This is a genomic window from Nonomuraea salmonea, from assembly GCF_042428605.1.
GTDB lineage: Bacteria > Actinomycetota > Actinomycetes > Streptosporangiales > Streptosporangiaceae > Nonomuraea > Nonomuraea salmonea.
The window spans coordinates 813856-831548 of sequence record NZ_JBHMCF010000011.1 but is presented as its reverse complement, the minus strand read 5'-3'; the positions used below and the strand labels follow the sequence as shown (position 1 = coordinate 831548).

Here is a 17693-nt window from a genome sequence, read left to right as displayed (position 1 = left end):
GCCGCGCTGTGGGCGGTTCTGCATTAATCTGTGGAGCCGTCATCACCGAGCGGGCGGGAGTTTCGTGCGGTCATCAGCGTCCCTCACGCGGATCATCGTCGTCGCGAACGCGGTGGTGATCACGATCGCCGTCATCGGGCTCGCCCTCATGCCGGGTGAGCCGCGCCCGCACGCCAGGCCGCAGGCCGGCGCCACCGTCCAGGGCAGCGCCGAGCCGTCCGAGCCCACCCCGGTCGGGCAGCCGCCCGGGGTGGTGTCCACGCCCGAGTTCGCCAAGCAGGTGCGCGCCAACGAGGCGGGGCTGGTGCCGGTGCTGATGTACCACCGCATCCTCGCCAAGCGGCGCGCCTCGCTCGACCGCACGCCCGCCCAGCTCAGGAAGGAGCTGGAGAAGCTGGCCGAGCGCGGCTACGTCCCGATCACCGCGGCCGAGTTCGTCAGGGGCGAGATCAGGGTGCCGGCCGGCAAGTTCCCCGTGGTGCTGACGTTCGACGACGGGCATCCCAGCCACTTCGGGCTGGGCCCCGACGGCCGGCCGCTGCCGGACACCGCCGTGGGCGTCATCCAGGACGTCGCCGCCCGGCACCCGGGCTTCCGTCCTGTGGCCACGTTCTGGATCAGCAAGGAGCCGTTCGGGCTGCGCGAGCACGACGCGCAGGCGGCGGCCGTGCGGTGGCTGACCGACCACGGCTACGAGGTGGCCAACCACACCTGGAGCCACCCCGACCTGCGCACGCTCAAGCGCAAGAAGGTCAAGGAGCAGATCGTCCGGCTGGAGCGGCTGCTGAAGAAGCTCGGCGCGCCGCCGTCCCAGACCATGGCTTTGCCGTACGGGTCCCTGCCCAAGGGGAAGAAGCCCGCCAGGACCGGCTCCTGGGACGGCACGCGTTACGATTTCGCGGGCGTGTTCCTCGCCGGGGCCGAGCCCTCGCTTTCGCCGTACGCGAAAAAGTTCGACCGCGGGGCGATCCAGCGCATCCAGAGCAACGGCAAGAAGGGCGAGTGCCGCAAGTGGTGCTCCCAATACTGGCTCGATTGGCTGGACCGGCATCCCGGCAAGCGCTACGTCAGCGACGGCGACCCCGACCGCATCTCCATCCCGGAGAAGGTTCGAGGTAATATCATCGCCAAGCGAGGGCTCCAGGTCATCGCCTATTGACGTCCCGCCGGATTGACCCCGTGGCGTTGGTCTCATATGCTGATCGCTGCGCTGTGGGCTCGCGCGCGCCTCAGACGGAGCGGGCTCGCGCTCGGTCACGTCGATGTCGTAATTCCTCGGCTTGATGCGGAAGAGGGCCTGCCGCGCATCCGCCACATCGACATCCTGTCCGCGTTCGGAGCAATTCCACACATGACGTCCAGCACTGAGGCCACCTCGAGCACCCCGCAGGTAGCGGTCAACGACATCGGGTCCGAGGAAGCCTTCCTCGCGGCGATCGACGAGACCATCAAGTACTTCAACGACGGCGACATCGTCGAGGGCACCGTCGTCAAGGTCGATCGAGACGAGGTTCTTCTCGATATCGGCTACAAGACCGAGGGTGTCATCCCCTCGCGCGAGCTTTCGATCAAGCACGATGTCGATCCCGCTGACGTCGTGGAGGTCGGCGAACACGTCGAGGCCCTCGTTCTCCAGAAGGAGGACAAGGAGGGCCGCCTGATCCTGTCCAAGAAGCGTGCTCAGTACGAGCGCGCCTGGGGCACGATCGAGAAGATCAAGGACGAGGACGGCATCGTCACCGGCACGGTCATCGAGGTCGTCAAGGGTGGTCTCATCCTCGACATCGGCCTGCGTGGCTTCCTCCCGGCGTCCCTGGTCGAGATGCGCCGTGTCCGCGATCTGCAGCCGTACGTCGGTCGCGAGCTCGAGGCCAAGATCATCGAGCTCGACAAGAACCGCAACAACGTCGTCCTCTCGCGCCGCGCCTGGCTCGAGCAGACGCAGTCCGAGGTTCGCCAGACGTTCCTCAACACCCTCCAGAAGGGCCAGGTCCGCAAGGGCGTCGTGTCCTCGATCGTCAACTTCGGTGCGTTCGTGGACCTCGGCGGCGTCGACGGTCTGGTCCACGTGTCGGAGCTGTCCTGGAAGCACATCGACCACCCGTCCGAGGTCGTCGAGGTGGGCCAGGAGGTCACGGTCGAGGTCCTCGACGTCGACATGGAGCGCGAGCGCGTCTCCCTGTCGCTCAAGGCCACCCAGGAAGACCCGTGGCAGCAGTTCGCCCGCACCCACCAGATCGGCCAGGTCGTGCCGGGCCGCGTCACCAAGCTGGTGCCGTTCGGTGCGTTCGTCCGGGTCGAGGAGGGCATCGAGGGCCTGGTCCACATCTCCGAGCTGGCCGAGCGCCACGTGGAGATCCCGGAGCAGGTCGTCCAGGTCGGCGACGAGATCTTCGTGAAGATCATCGACATCGACCTCGACCGTCGCCGCATCAGCCTCTCGCTGAAGCAGGCCAACGAGGGTGTCGGCACCGAGGTCGAGTTCGACCCGACCCTCTACGGCATGGCGGCCACGTACGACGATCAGGGCAACTACATCTACCCCGAGGGCTTCGACCCGGAGACCGGGGAGTGGCTCGAGGGCTTCGACAAGCAGCGTGAGGAGTGGGAGCGGCAGTACGCCGAGGCCCAGCAGCGCTTCGAGGCTCACAGGAAGCAGATCGAGGAGGCCCGCAAGGCCGAGGCGGAGGCCGGCGAGGCCGCTCCCTCGTCCTACAGCGGCGAGACCCAGCCCCAGCAGGGTGGCTCCTCGTCGGCTCCGGCCAGCGGCGCGCTCGCCTCTGACGAGGCGCTCGCCGCGCTCCGCGAGAAGCTCGCGGGCGGCCAGAGCTGACGCCCCGCACCGGGCGCCGGCCGCCTGAGGCGTGACCTTCACGCCAGGTGGCGGCCATCAGCAGTGGGAAGGCCCCGCACGGTTCTCCGTGCGGGGCCTTCCGCGTGTCCCGGCCCTTCTCGGCCAGGCCCGTCGGGTGGCGCCCCCGCCCGTGGCCGGTTGCCGGGGCGCTTGGTGTGCGCCGGCTTCGGCGGCGGTCCGGCGAGCTGCGCCTCCGCTCGTGGCCGGTTGCCGGGGCGCTTGGTGTGCGCCGGCTTCGGCGGCGGTCCGGCGAGCTGCGCCTCCGCTCGTGGCCGGTTGCCGGGGCGCTTGGTGTGCGCCGGCTTCGGCAGCGGTCGGTCGGGTGGTGTCTTTCGCCGGTCCTGGCCTCGGTCGCGGCTCGTCGTGCGATGTCCTCGCGGGGCTTTTCCTGGCCGCGCTAATGCGGAACGACCCTTGCCGCGTTCGTCGTTAGCGTGCCGGGCATGGAAGAGATCACCGCTTTTCGTATCGATATCCCGCAGGCCGACCTGGACGAGCTGCGCGAGCGGGTGCGCAGGACCCGGTGGGCGGGGGCGCTGCCGGGGGGGTGGGACCGCGGCGTGCCCGTGGACCATCTGCGGGAGCTGGCCGCGTACTGGGCCGGCGGGTTCGACTGGCGGGCGCAGGAGGCCAGGCTGAACGCGTTCGCGCAGTACACCACCGTCATCGACCGGCAGCGGGTGCATTTCCTGCACGTACGCTCGCCGGAGCCGGGCGCCGTGCCGCTGATCATGACGCACAGCTGGCCGAACTCCGTCGCCGAGTTCCTCGACGTCATCGGCCCGCTCACCGACCCGCGCGCCCACGGGCTCGACCCCTCGACCGCCTTCCACGTCGTGGCCCCGTCGCTGCCCGGGTTCGCGTTCTCGCCGTTCCCCGAGCCCGCCGACCCGCGGCCGTGGAGCATCGACCGGGTGGCGCGCACGTGGGCCGAGCTGATGCGGCGGCTCGGCTACGACCGGTACGTCGCGCACGGCAACGACGCGGGAGCGCTCGTCACGCCGCGCCTGGCCGCCCTCGACAGCGAGCACGTGATGGGCGCCGTGATCACGGCCGGGCTCGGCGTCCCCACGGGCGAGCCCGGCGAGCTGGACGGGGCCGGCCCTGAGGACCTCGCCCTGCTGGAGGAGATGGGGCGGCGCATGGCGGGCGGCAGCGGCTACGGGCCCTACCTGGCCGCCCGGCCGCAGACCCTGGCGTACGGGTTCGTGGACTCGCCGGTGGCGCAGCTCGCGTACCTGGTGGAGCGGTTCAGGGAGTTCGACGGGTGGGAGTCGAGGGCCGAGCCCGTCGACAGGGACCTGCTGCTCACCAACGCCAGCCTGTACTGGCTGACCGGCACCGGCGGGTCGTCCTCCTGGCCGTACTACGAGGGGGCGGCCGGGCTGCCCGTCGACCAGAAGGAGGTGCCCACCGGGGTCACCCACGGCGGGCCCGAGGTGCTGCGGCGGATCGCCGAGCGCGGCAACGACATCGTCTACTGGGGCCGCGGCGAGAGCCCCAGCCACATGGTCGCCATGGCGTCGCCCGCCTCGCTCGTGGACGGTATAAGGGAGTTTTTCCACATCCTGCAGCGGCGGGACGGAGATTTTACCTGAGGGTCTTTGCAAGCCTGTGACCTGCGCCGGTGGGCGCTGGGAGACTGGGCGGCGCTTGGTGGCTGCGACTCTCGGGAGCGATCTGCGTGGGCATGGTTCAGCCGGTCATCAGGGCGGCGGCGGGCCTCACGACCGCCGCCGTCCTCGCCAGCGCCGTCCTCGCCAGCGCCGTCCTCGTCACCGCCGTACCGTCCGCGTCCGTGGCGGCCGCCGCCACGGCCGGCGCGCCGGATCCGGTGGACGAGCGGGGCGGCGGCTTCTGGGCGGGCCGGCCCGGCGAGCCGGACGGCCCGGCGCTCGGGCGGGTGCGGTGGCGGGAGTGCGGCGACGGGCTGAGGTGCGGGAAGCTGTCCGTGCCGGTGGACTGGAAGCGGCCATCCGGGACGCGTACGGAGATCGACCTCGCCTGGCTGCCCGCCCGCGACCCCGCACGCAGCCTCGGCCCGCTGGTCGTCAACACCGGGGCGGGCTCCACCGTCCAGGACGTGCGCGCCAGGCCCGACACGGTGAGCGAGCTGGCCCGGTGGTTCGACGTGGTGCTGGTGGAGTCGCGCGGGATCGGTGACAGGGGGAGCGCGGCCATGGTGCGCTGCTCGGTGCCGCCGCCCGACCCCCGGCGGCTCCAGATCGCCTCTGGAGAGGCCGCGTGGCGCTCCTACGCCCGTCACAACGCCGCCTACGACAGAAGCTGCCGGATCGCGGCCGGGCCCGCCTACGACGGCCTGACGGCCTGGCAGGTGGCACACGACCTCGACGCCCTGCGCGACGCACTCGGCCGGCGCCGGCTGCGCTACTTCGGCAACGGCTACGGGGCGGTGTACGGGCAGGCGTACCTCGAGCTGTTCCCCGGCCGCGCCGGGCGGATCTACCTGGAGGGCGTCCCCGACCATTTCCAGCCCGGCCTGGGCCGCCGCCTCATCGCCCACGCGAGGGCGGCGGAGCGCCGGTTGCGCTACTTCCGCGACTGGTGCGTCAACCACCTGGCCTGCCCCCTGGACGGCGACGCCGTCGAGGTCCTGGACGACCTCCTCGCCCACGGGGCCGGCGGCGCCGATCCGGGCGGCGGCACACAGCGCACGGCTTCGCCCGGCGAACTGCTCCTGCCCGCGAACCCGGGCCCGTCCTCCGGCCCTCGTGAGCTGATGGCAGGCTCGCCCGACGGTCCCGGGCTGGACGCTCTGCTCGGCGAGACGCCGCTCAAGGCGGGCCCCGGGCTCGGCGAGCTGCTCGGCGGAGGACCGTCGGTCGTCGCCGGCGGTTCGGCGGGCGGGCGATCGTCCAAGGCAGGGTCAGGGGTCGTTCCCGGCAGGCGGGCGGTGGACGAGCGGCGCGTCGTCGCGGCCGTGCTCGCCGGGCTCGACCCGAAGCGGTGGCCCGAGCTGGCCAGGGCGCTGGCCGCCGCCGAGGAGGGGGACGCGCGGGCGCTGCTGGCGCTCGCCGACGTACGCCGGGCCGGCGCGCCCGCCACGGTCTCCCGGGCGATGCACTGCCACGACTTCATGCCCGACGTGCCCGATTACCGGACCTTCCTGCGCATGGAGGCCAGGCTGCGTGAGGTGGCTCCCCGGGTGGGCTGGCTGACCGGCCGCTACGAGGTCGGCAGGTGCCTGGGGCTGCGGGCCCGTCCGAGCTGGCCGCCCCACACCCCGCGACTCGACCGGTCCCGCCTGACCGGCGCCGAGACGTCCGCGCCGGCCGGAGGCGAGGGCCGGCCCTCCTCGGGAGACGCCGGTGACCGGCCGGCGCGGACCGGCAGCGACCTCGGGCCCAGGGCCGGCGGCGGCCAGGAGACCGGCGTCACCGGTCCTGCGGTGCCTCGTGACGGCGGAAGCGGCCGCCCGGAGCCGGGCCCGGCGAGCTCCGTGGTGCCGAGTGACGACGGTGACCGGGCGTCGGTGCTGGTCGGAGTGGGGCGGCTGGATGTGGTCAGTCCGCCTGCCCCGGCGGCGCGGCTGGGGCGGCGGATCCCCGGTGCGGTGGTGTTGTGGCACGGGGACGGGCATGACGCCTATCTGCTGCAGGGAGCCGGGAAGCTGCGTGCCGCCTGCCTGCGGGCCCGGGTGCACGACTTCCTCGTACGCGGAAAGCCGCCCAAGGCGCGCACGTCGTGTCCCGGCGAGCTGACGGCGGGGGCCGGGCGCGGGGAGTAGGCTGCGGCGGGTGGTGATCGAGCGGGCGGTGCCCGATGACGCGGGCGAGGTCCTGACCCTGCAGCGGGCGGCCTACCTCAGCGAGGCGCAGCTCTACGGCGACCCCTACATCCCGCCGCTGGTGGAGTCGCTGGAGCAGATGCGCAAGGTCATCGAGGGCGCGGTCGTGCTGAAGGCGGTCGAGTCGGGGCGCATCGTCGGCGCCGTACGCGGGCGGCTCTCCGGCGCCACCTGCCTGGTCGGCCGCCTCGTCGTGGCCCCTGACCTGCAGGGCAGGGGCATCGGCACGGCCCTGCTGCGCGCCCTGCACGAGCAGGTGCCGGAGGCGAAGGCGTTCGACCTGTTCACCGGTCACCTGTCCGAGGGCAACCTGCGGCTCTACCGACGGCTCGGCTACCGCGAGACCCACCGCGAGCGCATGGACGACCACCTGACCCTCATCCACCTCCGTATGACACCGGAGCCGGCGGGCGGAGAATGAGCTGCGCATGACGCCGGAACGTGGCGGGGGGAAGTGTGCTGCGCATGACGCCGGAACGTGGCGGGGGGAAGTGTGCTGCGCGTGACGCCGGAGCCGGCGGGCGGGGAGTGAGCTGCGCATGACGCCCGGATCCGGCCGCGTGAGATCCGGGCGATAGGCTTTCCGACGTGTTGAAGATCGGGCTCACCGGCGGCATCGGCTCCGGGAAGAGCGAGGTGTCCAAGCGACTCTCGGCCAGGGGCGCGATGGTGATCGACGCCGACCTGATCGCCCGTGAGGTGGTCGAGCCCGGCACGCCGGGGCTGGCGCGGGTGACGGAGACGTTCGGCGACGGGGTGCTGCGCCCCGACGGCTCGCTCGACAGGGAGAAGCTCGGCTCCATCGTCTTCACCGACTCCGAGAGGCTGGCCGCGCTCAACGCGATCGTGCACCCGCTGGTGGGAGAGCGGGTCGCGGAGCTGCAGCGGGGCGCCGGCGACGACACGATCATGGTGTACGACGTGCCGCTGCTGGTGGAGAACAACCTGGCCCCCATGTACGACGTCGTGATCGTCGTCGACGCCCCCGACGAGCTGCGCATCCGCCGCCTGGCCGAACACCGCGGCATGGCGGAGGCCGACGCCCAGGCCCGCATCGCCGCCCAGGCGAGCAGGGACGAACGCCTGGCCGCGGCCGACATCGTGATCCCCAACGACGGCTCACTCGAGGAGCTCGACGCCCGCGTCGCCGAGGTCTGGGACGACCTTTTGCGCCGCGCCGCCGTGGGTTGACGACATGACATCCGTCCTTGACGATCAGGAAGATCGTCGTGTGGGTGCCGGCACCCCTGGCCCCGCCTCTTGACCTTCGGCGCCTTGCCGGTGGTCAGACCTGGCCGATCCCGCCGTCGACGGGCAGGTCGATGCCGGTGACGAAGCTCGAGTCCGCGGAGGCCAGGAAGAGCGCCGCGGTGGCGATCTCGTGCTCGTCGCCGAGGCGGCCGACGGGCACCCGCGAGGCGATCTGCTCCTTGAACCCCGGCGGGAGGTCCGCGAACGCGGCGGTGTCGATCGCGGCGGGGCTGAGGACGTTGACCCGGATTCCGCGCTGCTTCAAGTCGGTGGTCCAGGTCCGGGCGAACGACCGCAGCGCCGCCTTGCTCGCGGCGTAGACGGTCGTTCCCGGATCGCCCTTGTCCGCGGCGCCCGACCCGATGAGCACGATCGAGGCTCCGTCGGACAGCAATGGCAGCAGTTTCTGCACGGTGAAGAACGTCCCGCGCACGTTCACCCCGAACACGGCGTCGAACGACTGCTCGGTCACGTCGCCGATGTGCTCGTTCCACGTCCAGACGCCGGCGCTGGCGATGAGCACGTCCACCCGGCCCGCTTCGACCGCCACGACCTCGGCCAGGCGGGCCGCGTCGGAGATCTGGCCGACGTCGCCGAGCACGCCGGTCACGCCATGGCCGATGGCGGCCACCGCCGCGTCCAGCCGGTCCTGGCGGCGGCCGGTGATGACCACGTGCGCGCCCTCCTGGACGAACAGCTTCGCCGTCGCCAGCGCCAGCCCGGAGGTCGCGCCGGTGATCACCGCGACCTTCCCGCCGAGTTTGGCCATGTCGCTCTCCTTGTCGCAGAAAATGAGCATGCTCTCATTTTTCGGTGCTGCTCACTCTAGCGAAGTTGAGAGCATCCTCAAAGTTGAGACCTGTCGCACCTTGCTACGGTGACCTCATGCCTGCCACGGGGAACCCGCTGCCCGCTCGCCGGGATGCCCGCCGCAACCGCGAGCGGCTGCTCGAGTGCGCCCGGCGCGCGTTCGCCGAGCAGGGCGCGCAGGCCGCCCTCGACGGCATCGCCCGCGAGGCGGGCCTGGTGGTCGGCACCCTCTACCGGCACTTCCCGGCCCGCCTCGACCTGCTGTGCGCGGTGCTGGAGCCGAAGCTGCGCCACGTGATCGAGGAGATAGAGGCCGCGCTCGGCCTGGAGGATCCGTGGCACGCCTTCCGCAGCCTGCTCGAAGTCCTGTGTACGGCCCAGGCCGGGGACCGGGCGTTCGCCGACTTCCTGGCCCGGCGGTTCCCCGGCGACGACCGCACCGAGACCGCGCACAGCGAGATCTGCGCGCTCGCGCAACGGGTGCTGGGGCGGGCGCAGGCGGCCGGCGTCGTCCGCCCGGACGTCACCGGCGCCGACCTCTTCCTGCTGTTGTGGGCGAGCAGCACGGTAGCCGAGGCCACCCGGCACGCCGCCCCGTCCCTGTGGCGGCGCCACGTTCACCTGGCGCTGGACGGGTTCCGGGCGCCGGACCGGCTCGACCTGGGAGAACCAGCGTGGGACGCGGAGCGGCTCTGCCACGCGATCGCCACCGGGCCGTCATGGCAGCCATGACGAGGCTTGCGATCGTGGGTCCGCTGGTCAGTGAGTCTTCGTTGGGTTCCGCTCACGGAGAGGCTTACGCCGGATTCCGATCGATCTCAGTGTCGCGTGCGGCGAGCCGGGCGAGCGCGGCGGCGCTGGGGCTGCCCGGTCGCGCGGTGTAGATCACCATCCGCAGATCGGTGCCGGGCAGCAGCAGAGTCTGGCAGTCCAGCTCCAGGGCGCCCAGCTCGGGGTGGTGCAGGTGCTTGCGCAGCGTCGGTATGGGGCGTACCTCGTGGTTGCGCCAGCCGGCGGCGAAGTCGGGGCTGTGCGCGGCGAACTCGTTGACCAGCTCGCCAAGTACGCGTTCGGCCGGGTACCGGGCGCTGGCTGTGCGCAGCTGGGCGGCGGCCTGCCGGGCGTATTCGCCCTGCGCGCCGTCGGCGGCCGAGCAGAGGGTGCCGTCCAGCCGGATGGACAGCCGTACGGCGTTGCGTTCCCCGGCGGGCAGCGATCCGAAGTCGGTGATCAGGTCGGCTGCCGCGTCGTTCCAGGCGACGATGTCCTGGCGTTCGTCGGTGAGGTAGGCGGGCACCGGCCCGAGCCGGTCCAGCAGCTCGCGGGCGAAGGCGGGCACCGGCGCCCGGCCGGTCTGCGGGGCGGGCGGGGCCTGCCCGGCCAGCCGCGCCAGGTGCTCGCGCTCGGCGTCGGTGAGCCGCAGTGCCGTGCCCAGCGCGGCTATGACCTGCGGGGACGGATGCGGAGCGCGGGCCTGCTCAAGTCGTTCGTAGTAGCTGGTGGAGACCCCGGCCAGCGTGGCCACCTCTTCGCGGCGCAGGCCGGGAGTACGGCGGGCGCGGCGGCCCGGCGGGTGGACGGCCGTGGCCGGCAGCTGGTCCGGGCGCAGCGCCTCCCGCCGGCGACGGAGAAAGTCGGCCAGTTCAGCTCTGCTCACCCGTCCAGGCTGCCACAGTGGCGGCCGCCTTAGCCACGGACCAGGGGTCCGGGGCTTACCCGTCCGTTCCGCGGCGCCCGGATCCGTGGCCAGGCTGGCATGACCACATTTCACGGGACACCGGAGGACGAACATGCCACGCACTCCTGAGGAGACGATCCGCCGACTGCTGGATCTGCTGCTGGCCAAGGATATGGATGCCATCGCCGATCTGTGGGCGGAGCAGGGCACCAGCGAGTTCCCGTTCGCTGCGGGGGACGCGCCGCGGCGGCTGGCGGGGCGGGATGCCGTCCGTGACTATCTGGCCGGATATCCGGAACGGATGGACGTACGGGAGATACCTGTAGTGACCGTGCATCACACGCAACGGCCGGACACCATCGTGGTGGAGTTCACCGCGCACGGGTACACCGTGCGCACCGGCGAGCCCTACCGCATGGACTACATCTCCGTGATCACGGTCCAAGATGGCCTGATCACGCACTACAGGGATTACTGGAGCCCGCTGGCCGCCGCCTCGGCGACCGGGACGCTGCCCGAGTTGCTCGGCTCGCTGCGCTCGGGGGCCGCCCGATGAGCGGCGTGCTGGTCACCGGCGGCACCGGGAAGACCGGCAGTGTGCTGGCGAAGCTGCTGCGGGGCAACGGCGTACCGGTCCGGGTGGCCGCTCGCAACCCCTCCGCCGGGGATCCTGACGCGGTCCGGTTCGACTGGAACGACCCGGGCACGCACCGGGCCGCACTGCACGCGATGGACCGCGTTTATCTCGTGCCTCCGGCGAACGCCGTGAATCCGATGCCGCTGGTTGAGCCGTTCCTGGACGAGGCGGAGCGGCTCGGCGTGCGCCGCGTGGTGCTCCTCGGCTCCGCCATCGTGCTGCCGAACGCCCCCGGCGCGCTTGAGCTGGCCGCACGGGTACGGACCCGGCCCGGGTGGGTCGTGCTGCGCGCGTCCGGGTTCATGCAGAACTTCCTGCCCCCGCATCCGCTGGGCGAGCGGCTCCGGCGGCACGGCGAGATCCACACCGCGGCCGGTGGCGGCCGGCTGGGCTGGATCGACGCGCGCGACATCGCGGCCGCCGCCTCCGCCCTGCTGACCGACCCCGATGACGGGTCCAGCGACAGGCCCAGCGACAGGCCCAGCGACAGGCCCAGCGACAGGCCCAGCGACAGGCCCAGCGGAGGGCAGGGCGAGCGGCCCAGCGAGAAGCGGGGTGAGTGGCCCAGGCACGGGCCGGCTGACCGGCGCGACTACCTGCTCACCGGGCCGAAAGCGTTGAGCTACCGGGACGCGGCGGCGATCATCACCGCCCGCACCGGCAGGCCGATTCAGGTGCTGCCCGTCGAAACCGACGAGCTGGCGGCCGGTTACCGGGCCGCCGGCATGCCGGCCGAATTCGCCGCCGCCCTTGCCGCCGTGGACGCCGGCCTGAGCGCCGGCCGGGACGACCTGGTCAGCACCGCGGTGCTGGACCTGACCGGCCGCCCGCCCCGCTCCTTCGACGCGTTCGTCCATGACCACGCGTCCGAGTGGGCAAACGGCGTGGCGCACTAGCCCGGTTCTTCGCAGGTAGGTGACCGCTGTCGCCGGCTGGACCTCGTCCGACAAGCAGCGGGCGGCGTAGACGGTACGGCGGATCATGCCGCTGATCTCCGGAAACCCGGTCTCGGGCAGCACGGTGATCGGCATGGACCGCATCGAGGTGTTCTAGAAGGGCGCGTCGAGCGGCACCTGCCGCACCCCCGGCAGGTACGCGTCCAGCTCGCCCAGCTCGAACCGCGACATCCCGACCACGTGCCAGAACTGCCCGCCCGGATCGCCCTGCAGCTTGTAGCGGCCGTCGGGCGCCAGGGCCGCCCACCCCTCGGGCAGCCCCAGCAGGGTCGCCCGCCGCGCGCCGCCCTCCCAGAGGATCACCACGCCGTCGTCGCCCGCGCTGGCCAGCAGCTCGGAGCCGGGCGCCGGGCTGAAGGCGACCGACCAGACGCGGCGGTTGTGGCCTGACAGGGTGTGGCGCAGGTCGCCGCCGGCGGCGTCGTAGACGCGGACGAGCGTGTCGTCGCCGCCGGTGGCCAGCAGCGAGCCCGCCGCCCCGAACGCCGCGCTCCACAGCCGCCCCTCGTGCCGCAGCGTGTGCACCAGGCGCGGCGCGTGGCCGGGGGGCAGCTCCCACACCAGGGCGCGCCCGTCGTTGCCGGCGCTGACCAGGAAGCGGCCGTCGGGGGAGTAGGAGACGGAGTAGACCCGGTCGCTGTGCCCCTCCAGGACGGCCACCCGGCGGCCGGTCGGCAGGTGCCAGACCCTGACGAGCGTGTCGTCGCAGCCGGTGGCCACGTGGTCGCCGTCGGGACTGAACGCGATCGAGCGCACCCGCCCGCGATGCTCGGTCAGGTTGCCCGCCAGCCGCCCGGTCGGCCGGTACCACAGGCGGACGGTGTCGTCGTCGTTGGCCGTGGCCAGCAGGTCGCCGGCGGGACTGAACGCCTCGGCCCACACGTGCTCGGTCTCGGCGTTGAGCTCGCGCTCGTAGTCGCCGGTCGAAGCGTTCCAGAAGTGCACGCCGCCGTCGTTGCTCGCGGTGGCCAGCACCGGCCCGGCGGGGGAGAAGGAGGCCGAGATGAGCCGGTCGTTGTGGCCGGTGAACTCGCGCAGCCGGCGGCCGGTGCGGGGCTCCCACAGGCGTACGGTGCCGTCGTTGCCGCTGGTGGCCAGCAGCGAGCCGTCGGCGCTGAAGGCGACCGAGGAGATGCGGCGGCCGTGGCCGCGCAGCACCCGCTGGCACTGGCCGCTGTGCGGGTCCCACAGGCGTACGGTGCCGTCGTTGCTGCTGGTGGCGAGCTCCTGGCCGTCGGGGCTGAACACGAACGGCCACACCGAGCTGCGGTGCCCGGTCAGCTCGACCCTGTTGCCGTCGCCGAGCCGCTGCAGGCGTACGACGCCGTTGGCGTCGCCGCTGGCCAGGATCTGCCCGCCGGGGCTGAAGGCGACCTGGTAGACGCTGGTCGCGTGGGTGGTGTGCACGCCGCGCTCCTCGCCCGACGGCGACCACAGGCGGACGGCGCCGGCGGTGTCGCCGCTGGCCAGCAGCGAGCCGTCGGGCGCGAACGCCAGCGAGTAGACGCTGCCGGTGTGGCCGGTCAGCTCGTGCAGGCGGGTCCAGGTCGCGGTGTCCCACAGGCGTACGGTGCCCGCCTCGTCGCCGGTGGCCAGCAGCCGGCCGTCGGGGCTGTGCACGGTGCGGAAGACGCTGCCGCGGTGCTCGCCGAGCGTCTCCTTCATCTGCCCGGAGCCGAGGTCCCACACGCGGACGGTGCCGGCCGCGTCGCCGGTGACGAGGGCGGAGCGGCCGAAGGAGGCGGTGTAGACGGGCGCCCGGTGCCCGGTCAGCTCGTGCACGAGGCGGCCGGTGGCGCTCTCCCACACGCGGACGACGCCGTCGCCGCCGCCCGCCGCCACCAGGTCGCCCGACGCGCTGAGCCGCAGCGGCCAGACGCCGTCGGGATGGCCCTCCAGGCGGCGCAGCGGCTCGCCGGTCAGCGCGTCCCACAGCAGCACGACGCCGTCGCTCGCGCCGGTGGCCATCAGCTCGCCGGCGAACGCCACCGCGTAGACGCGGCCCCGGTGCCCCTGCAGCGTGCGCACGGGCGCGCCGCCCACGCACAGCAGCACGCCGCCGTCCTCGTTGCCGACCGCGAGGGTGGCGCCGTCGGGGCTGTAGGCGATCGGCTCGGGCAGGCGGCTGGTCTGGAAGTGGTAGCCGTACGGGACGCCGATGCCGGCGGGCGCGAACTCCACCTCGACCGGCTGTCCTGGCACCACGGCAGCGCCCGGCAGGTGCGGCAGCGTGCCGGTGACGTCGATCAGCGTGGCGCGGTGCCAGCGGGCGCCCTCGACGGCCGCGTCGCTCAGGTCCACCTGCGCCAGCCGCGCCCCCGACAGGTCGGCGCCGCGCAGGTCGGCCCCGGTGAGCTGGGCGGCGTCGAGCCTGGCGCCGGTCAGGCGGGCGTCCTTCAGCACGGCCCTGGACAGGTTGGTGCCGACCAGCGTCGCCTCGGACAGGTCGGCGCCGGTCAGGTCGACCTCGCGCAGGTCCCTGGCCGACAAGTCCTCGCCCTTGAGGTTGGCGCCGCGCAGGTCGGCGCGGGCGGGCGTGCGCAGCCGGGCGGAGATCTTGACGGCGTTGGCGCGGGAGACGTCGTCGGCCGGCGGGTGGTTCACCCAGGTGCGCAGCGCGCGGACGTCGGCGAGGTCGCACAGGAACTCGACGGTCAGCGCCGACAGCGGCCGGCGCGACAGCAGGACCGGATCGTCCATGGTGGCGGCGATGCGGCGGGCGATCAGCCACTCCATCACCGAGGTGTGGATGAACCCGAACATGCCCTCTTCCGTGCGCACGAGGAGGCTGCCCGACCCCATGCGGAACGCGGCGTGCGCGGCCGACAGCTGCCCGTCGGCCAGGTCGGTCAGCGTCTCGCCGATCTCGGTCAGCTCGTCCATGCCGAGCAGCGCGTCGCCCGACTCCCACAGGCGCACCGCCAGCGCGGTCACCGCCCGCCACAGCTCCTCGACGCTGAGCCCGCCGGTCGAGCCCGGCACCTTGGCCCGCCGCTCCTCGAAGGCCAGCCAGGAGGTGAGGATCTCCTCGTACAGCAGGGCGGGGCTGATCGTGTGGCGGGCCTCGGCGACCGTACGCAGGCGGTCGGCGTCGAGGTCGGCGATGAAGCTCAGCATGCGCGGGTTCTGGGCCAGCGCGAGCAGGTCCTCCATCTCCCGCATCAGCGCCATGCGTGCCCCGGCCTCGGCGTCGTCGCCGAACCTGTTGGCGAGGTAGGAGCTGATCTGGTCGGGCGCGAAGTTCTCCACGCCGAGCACCCGCCGCTGCGGCAGCACGCCCACCATCTCGCCCAGCGAGGTCAGCACCTGGCTGTGCGACTTGAAGTGCTGGGTGCGGCTGGCCACCACGATCTTCGCCTTGTCCTCGGCCGCCGACAGCAGCGTGGCCAGGTGGTCGGCCGCCCGGTCGTAGGTCAGCCTGGTCACCAGCTCGTCGAACCCGTCGAACAGCAGCACGATGCGTCCCTGCCTGAGCAGGTAGCGGAACGCCTTGAGGTCGATGACCTCCTCGCCGTGGCTCGCCAGGTGCGCCGCCACCAGCGCGTCGACCGAGTGCGCCTTGTCGAGCGCGCGCAGCTCGATGAGGATCGGCGTCAGGTGGGGCAGCTCGGCGGGGATGCGGCGGGCCAGCTCGCGCAGCGCGAACGTCTTGCCGTGGCCGAAGTCGCCGAGCAGCAGCAGGAAGCGGCCGTGGTCGGCCGACAGCAGCCGCATCATCTCGTCGGTCAGCCCGGCCCTGACGGCGCTGCCGGGGCGGTCGAGCTCGCGGTAGCGCTGGGGGACGTACAGGCCGGGCGGGTAGCGGCGGTCGGAGGCGAGCCGCGCGGTCTGCTCGGTGACGTAGCCGCTGAGGTCGAGCAGGCCCTGGAACTCGGTGAAGCTGCGCAGCCGCACGCCCTTGCGCATCAGCTCGTCGCGGACCGCGCGCGGCGCGGGCGGACCCTGGTAGACCAGCTCGGCCGCGAGCCCGGCGGCGTGGGCGGTGCGGACGAAGCCGTCGGCGCTCTCCACGGTGGGCTCGCCGGCGTACGCGCCGATCATGGTCTGCCGGACGAACCCGTCCTCGGGGTGGGTAACCACGAGGTGGGCGTCGAACCTGCGGATCCTGGCCCGCTCGTGGCGGGCCTCGCACACCTCGGCGATGCGGTCGAGCAGCAGCTCGACGGGGCTGGGCGCGCGCTGCTCCGGCTCGGGCGCGGGCGGCGGCGCGGGCGGCGTCTGCCCGGTGAACGTGGTCTGCGCGGCCCGCCACCTGGCCCTGACCCGCTCGGGCGTGCCCTCGTCGGGCAGCCACGTGCGCAGCCCGTCGGGGCCGATCTCGATCACCTGGTGCCGGCCGGCGCGCGGCGCGGCCACCCGGCCCTCGGCCGCGGTGCCGGTGCCGCCGTGGAAGAGCAGGTTGAGCCGGCGGCCGAGCAGCCGTTCGTACGTGGCGGCGTCGCGCAGCTCGGCCGGCGGGTGACCGATCGCGCCGAGCCGCAGCCACCCGCGCTCCTCGTACGGCCGCAGCCGCTCGGCGAACCACGCCGCCTGCGCCTCCCCGATCAGCGCGTACGCGTCGCGCTCCAGGTGGCTCATCGCCATCGTCGAGTTGAGCCCGGCCACGACCACGCGCAGGTCGGGCACCTCGAACAGGCTCCACGGCTGCCCGCCGTCGAACACCCGGTCGTCGAGCCCCTGGTAGACCTCGCCGAACAGGGTGGCGAAATGCCGCCACTTGGGCCAGTAAGGAGGCTGCGGGCTGACGTCGTCGGCCTCGCAGGTCATGAAGTAGGCGCTGGCGGCGGCCTTGGTGACGTCGCGCGGGCCGGGCAGCAGGACGAGCCGGTGCGGCTCGAGCCCGAGCAGCAGCCGCAGGTCGGTGACGAACCTGGTGGCCTGGCCGAACTGGCCGAGCGTGCCCGACTCGGTGAGGTCGCCCGCGACGACCATGAGGTCGGGGCGTGGCATGCCGCGGTCGTACATGGCGGTCAGGTCGGCCCAGATGCGGGCCTGCATGTCCTCGGGCGTGAACGGGTCGCCGGGCTCGGGCAGCCCCCGCCCGAAGCGGGGCCCGCCGATGTGCAGCACGCTGATCGTCTCGCGCCCCCGCCCGCCCGCGGCGGACGGCGGGAACGTGGGCGCGGTGACCGGCGTGCGCCTGGCCCTCGGCCGCTCGGCGGGCGCCGGCAGCGTCGGCACGGGGACCGGCCTGCTGGTGCCGTCGGGGAAGGCGGGCGCGGCCTCGGGCTTGGCGCGGCCGGCCAGCGCCTCTCCGACCCGGCCGAGCAGCAGCGCCCTGGCCTGGCCAGGGTCGGTGACGCCGAGCAGGTCGACCCAGGTGATCGTGGACAGCAGCCCTTCGAGCGGCACGTCCTCCAGGCGGATGGTGACGAGCTTGTTGGACGGGTTGTCGGGGTCGGCGCGCAGCGCGGCCTGCCACTCCATGCGCCCGTAGCGGGAGCCGAGGTAGTTGCGCGAGAGCACGGCGACGACGAGCCGCGCCTCGCTGACGCCGCGGTCCATGAAGTCGATGAAGTTGGTGCCCGGCACGAAGTCCCACGCCTGGATCATGGTCTTGTAGCCCGCCGCCTCCAGCTCCCAGGCGATCCAGGTCGCCCAGGCCGTGTCGGCGGGGGAGTAGCTGACGAAGATGTCGGTCGGCCTGCCGTCACGTGCCATTTCCTCAGTATCCCCTGTGGCATCGGCGATTTGCAGTC

12 protein-coding genes are annotated in these 17693 nt (G+C 72.9%); 9 read left to right on the top strand and 3 right to left on the bottom strand.

The genetic code is table 11. The annotated features are described in order from the left end of the window. Positions 1–64: 64 nt before the first annotated feature. From ACFFR3_RS14225 to coaE, 6 genes are all read left to right on the top strand, one after another. Positions 65–1159: a polysaccharide deacetylase family protein gene (locus ACFFR3_RS14225; protein ID WP_379483251.1), complete on the top strand. Its 1095-nt coding sequence runs from the start codon at positions 65–67 to the stop codon at positions 1157–1159. Positions 1160–1351: 192 nt separating this feature from the next. After that, positions 1352–2833, top strand: coding sequence for a 30S ribosomal protein S1 (rpsA, locus tag ACFFR3_RS14220; RefSeq protein ID WP_345401550.1), 1482 nt, complete (start codon positions 1352–1354; stop codon positions 2831–2833). 464 nt (positions 2834–3297) lie between these two features. Next, positions 3298–4452 carry an epoxide hydrolase family protein gene (locus tag ACFFR3_RS14215; protein ID WP_364366213.1) on the top strand — a complete coding sequence of 385 codons (1155 nt, stop codon included), beginning with the start codon at positions 3298–3300 and terminating at the stop codon, positions 4450–4452. Positions 4453–4544: 92 nt separating this feature from the next. Further along, complete coding sequence (locus ACFFR3_RS14210) at positions 4545–6602, top strand: alpha/beta hydrolase (protein ID WP_379483383.1); 2058 nt, start codon at positions 4545–4547, stop codon at positions 6600–6602. A 13-nt stretch (positions 6603–6615) separates the two neighbouring features. Further along, the gene (locus tag ACFFR3_RS14205; RefSeq protein WP_364366975.1) at positions 6616–7083 is read left to right on the top strand and encodes a GNAT family N-acetyltransferase; all 468 of its coding nucleotides are present in this window, start codon (positions 6616–6618) and stop codon (positions 7081–7083) included. 167 nt (positions 7084–7250) lie between these two features. After that, positions 7251–7853 carry a dephospho-CoA kinase gene (gene coaE, locus ACFFR3_RS14200; RefSeq protein ID WP_364366215.1) on the top strand — a complete coding sequence of 201 codons (603 nt, stop codon included), beginning with the start codon at positions 7251–7253 and terminating at the stop codon, positions 7851–7853. A gap of 94 nt (positions 7854–7947) precedes the next feature. On the opposite strand, the gene ACFFR3_RS14195 is transcribed toward coaE, so the two are convergent. Next, the gene (locus ACFFR3_RS14195; protein WP_345401560.1) at positions 7948–8712 is read right to left on the bottom strand and encodes an SDR family oxidoreductase; all 765 of its coding nucleotides are present in this window, start codon (positions 8710–8712) and stop codon (positions 7948–7950) included. An 86-nt stretch (positions 8713–8798) separates the two neighbouring features. Between ACFFR3_RS14195 and ACFFR3_RS14190 the strand changes: the two genes are divergently transcribed. Next, positions 8799–9455: a TetR/AcrR family transcriptional regulator gene (locus tag ACFFR3_RS14190; RefSeq protein ID WP_345401563.1), complete on the top strand. Its 657-nt coding sequence runs from the start codon at positions 8799–8801 to the stop codon at positions 9453–9455. Between the two features lie 64 nt (positions 9456–9519). Here ACFFR3_RS14190 and ACFFR3_RS14185 read toward each other — a convergent pair whose 3' ends face one another. Then, a complete protein-coding gene (locus ACFFR3_RS14185) occupies positions 9520–10380 on the bottom strand; it encodes a helix-turn-helix transcriptional regulator (protein WP_345401566.1) in 861 nt (286 codons plus the stop codon). Positions 10381–10513: 133 nt separating this feature from the next. Here ACFFR3_RS14185 and ACFFR3_RS14180 point away from each other — a divergent pair, with 133 nt between their 5' ends. Then, positions 10514–10957 carry a nuclear transport factor 2 family protein gene (locus tag ACFFR3_RS14180; RefSeq protein ID WP_364366220.1) on the top strand — a complete coding sequence of 148 codons (444 nt, stop codon included), beginning with the start codon at positions 10514–10516 and terminating at the stop codon, positions 10955–10957. Then, entirely contained in the window at positions 10954–11934 is a 981-nt protein-coding gene (locus ACFFR3_RS14175) for an NAD(P)H-binding protein (protein ID WP_379483250.1), read from the top strand. Before ACFFR3_RS14180 ends, ACFFR3_RS14175 begins: the two co-directional genes overlap by 4 nt. Before the next feature lie 153 nt (positions 11935–12087). On the opposite strand, the gene ACFFR3_RS14170 is transcribed toward ACFFR3_RS14175, so the two are convergent. After that, positions 12088–17655 carry a WD40 domain-containing protein gene (locus ACFFR3_RS14170; protein ID WP_379483249.1) on the bottom strand — a complete coding sequence of 1856 codons (5568 nt, stop codon included), beginning with the start codon at positions 17653–17655 and terminating at the stop codon, positions 12088–12090. Between the last annotated feature and the right edge of the window lie 38 nt (positions 17656–17693).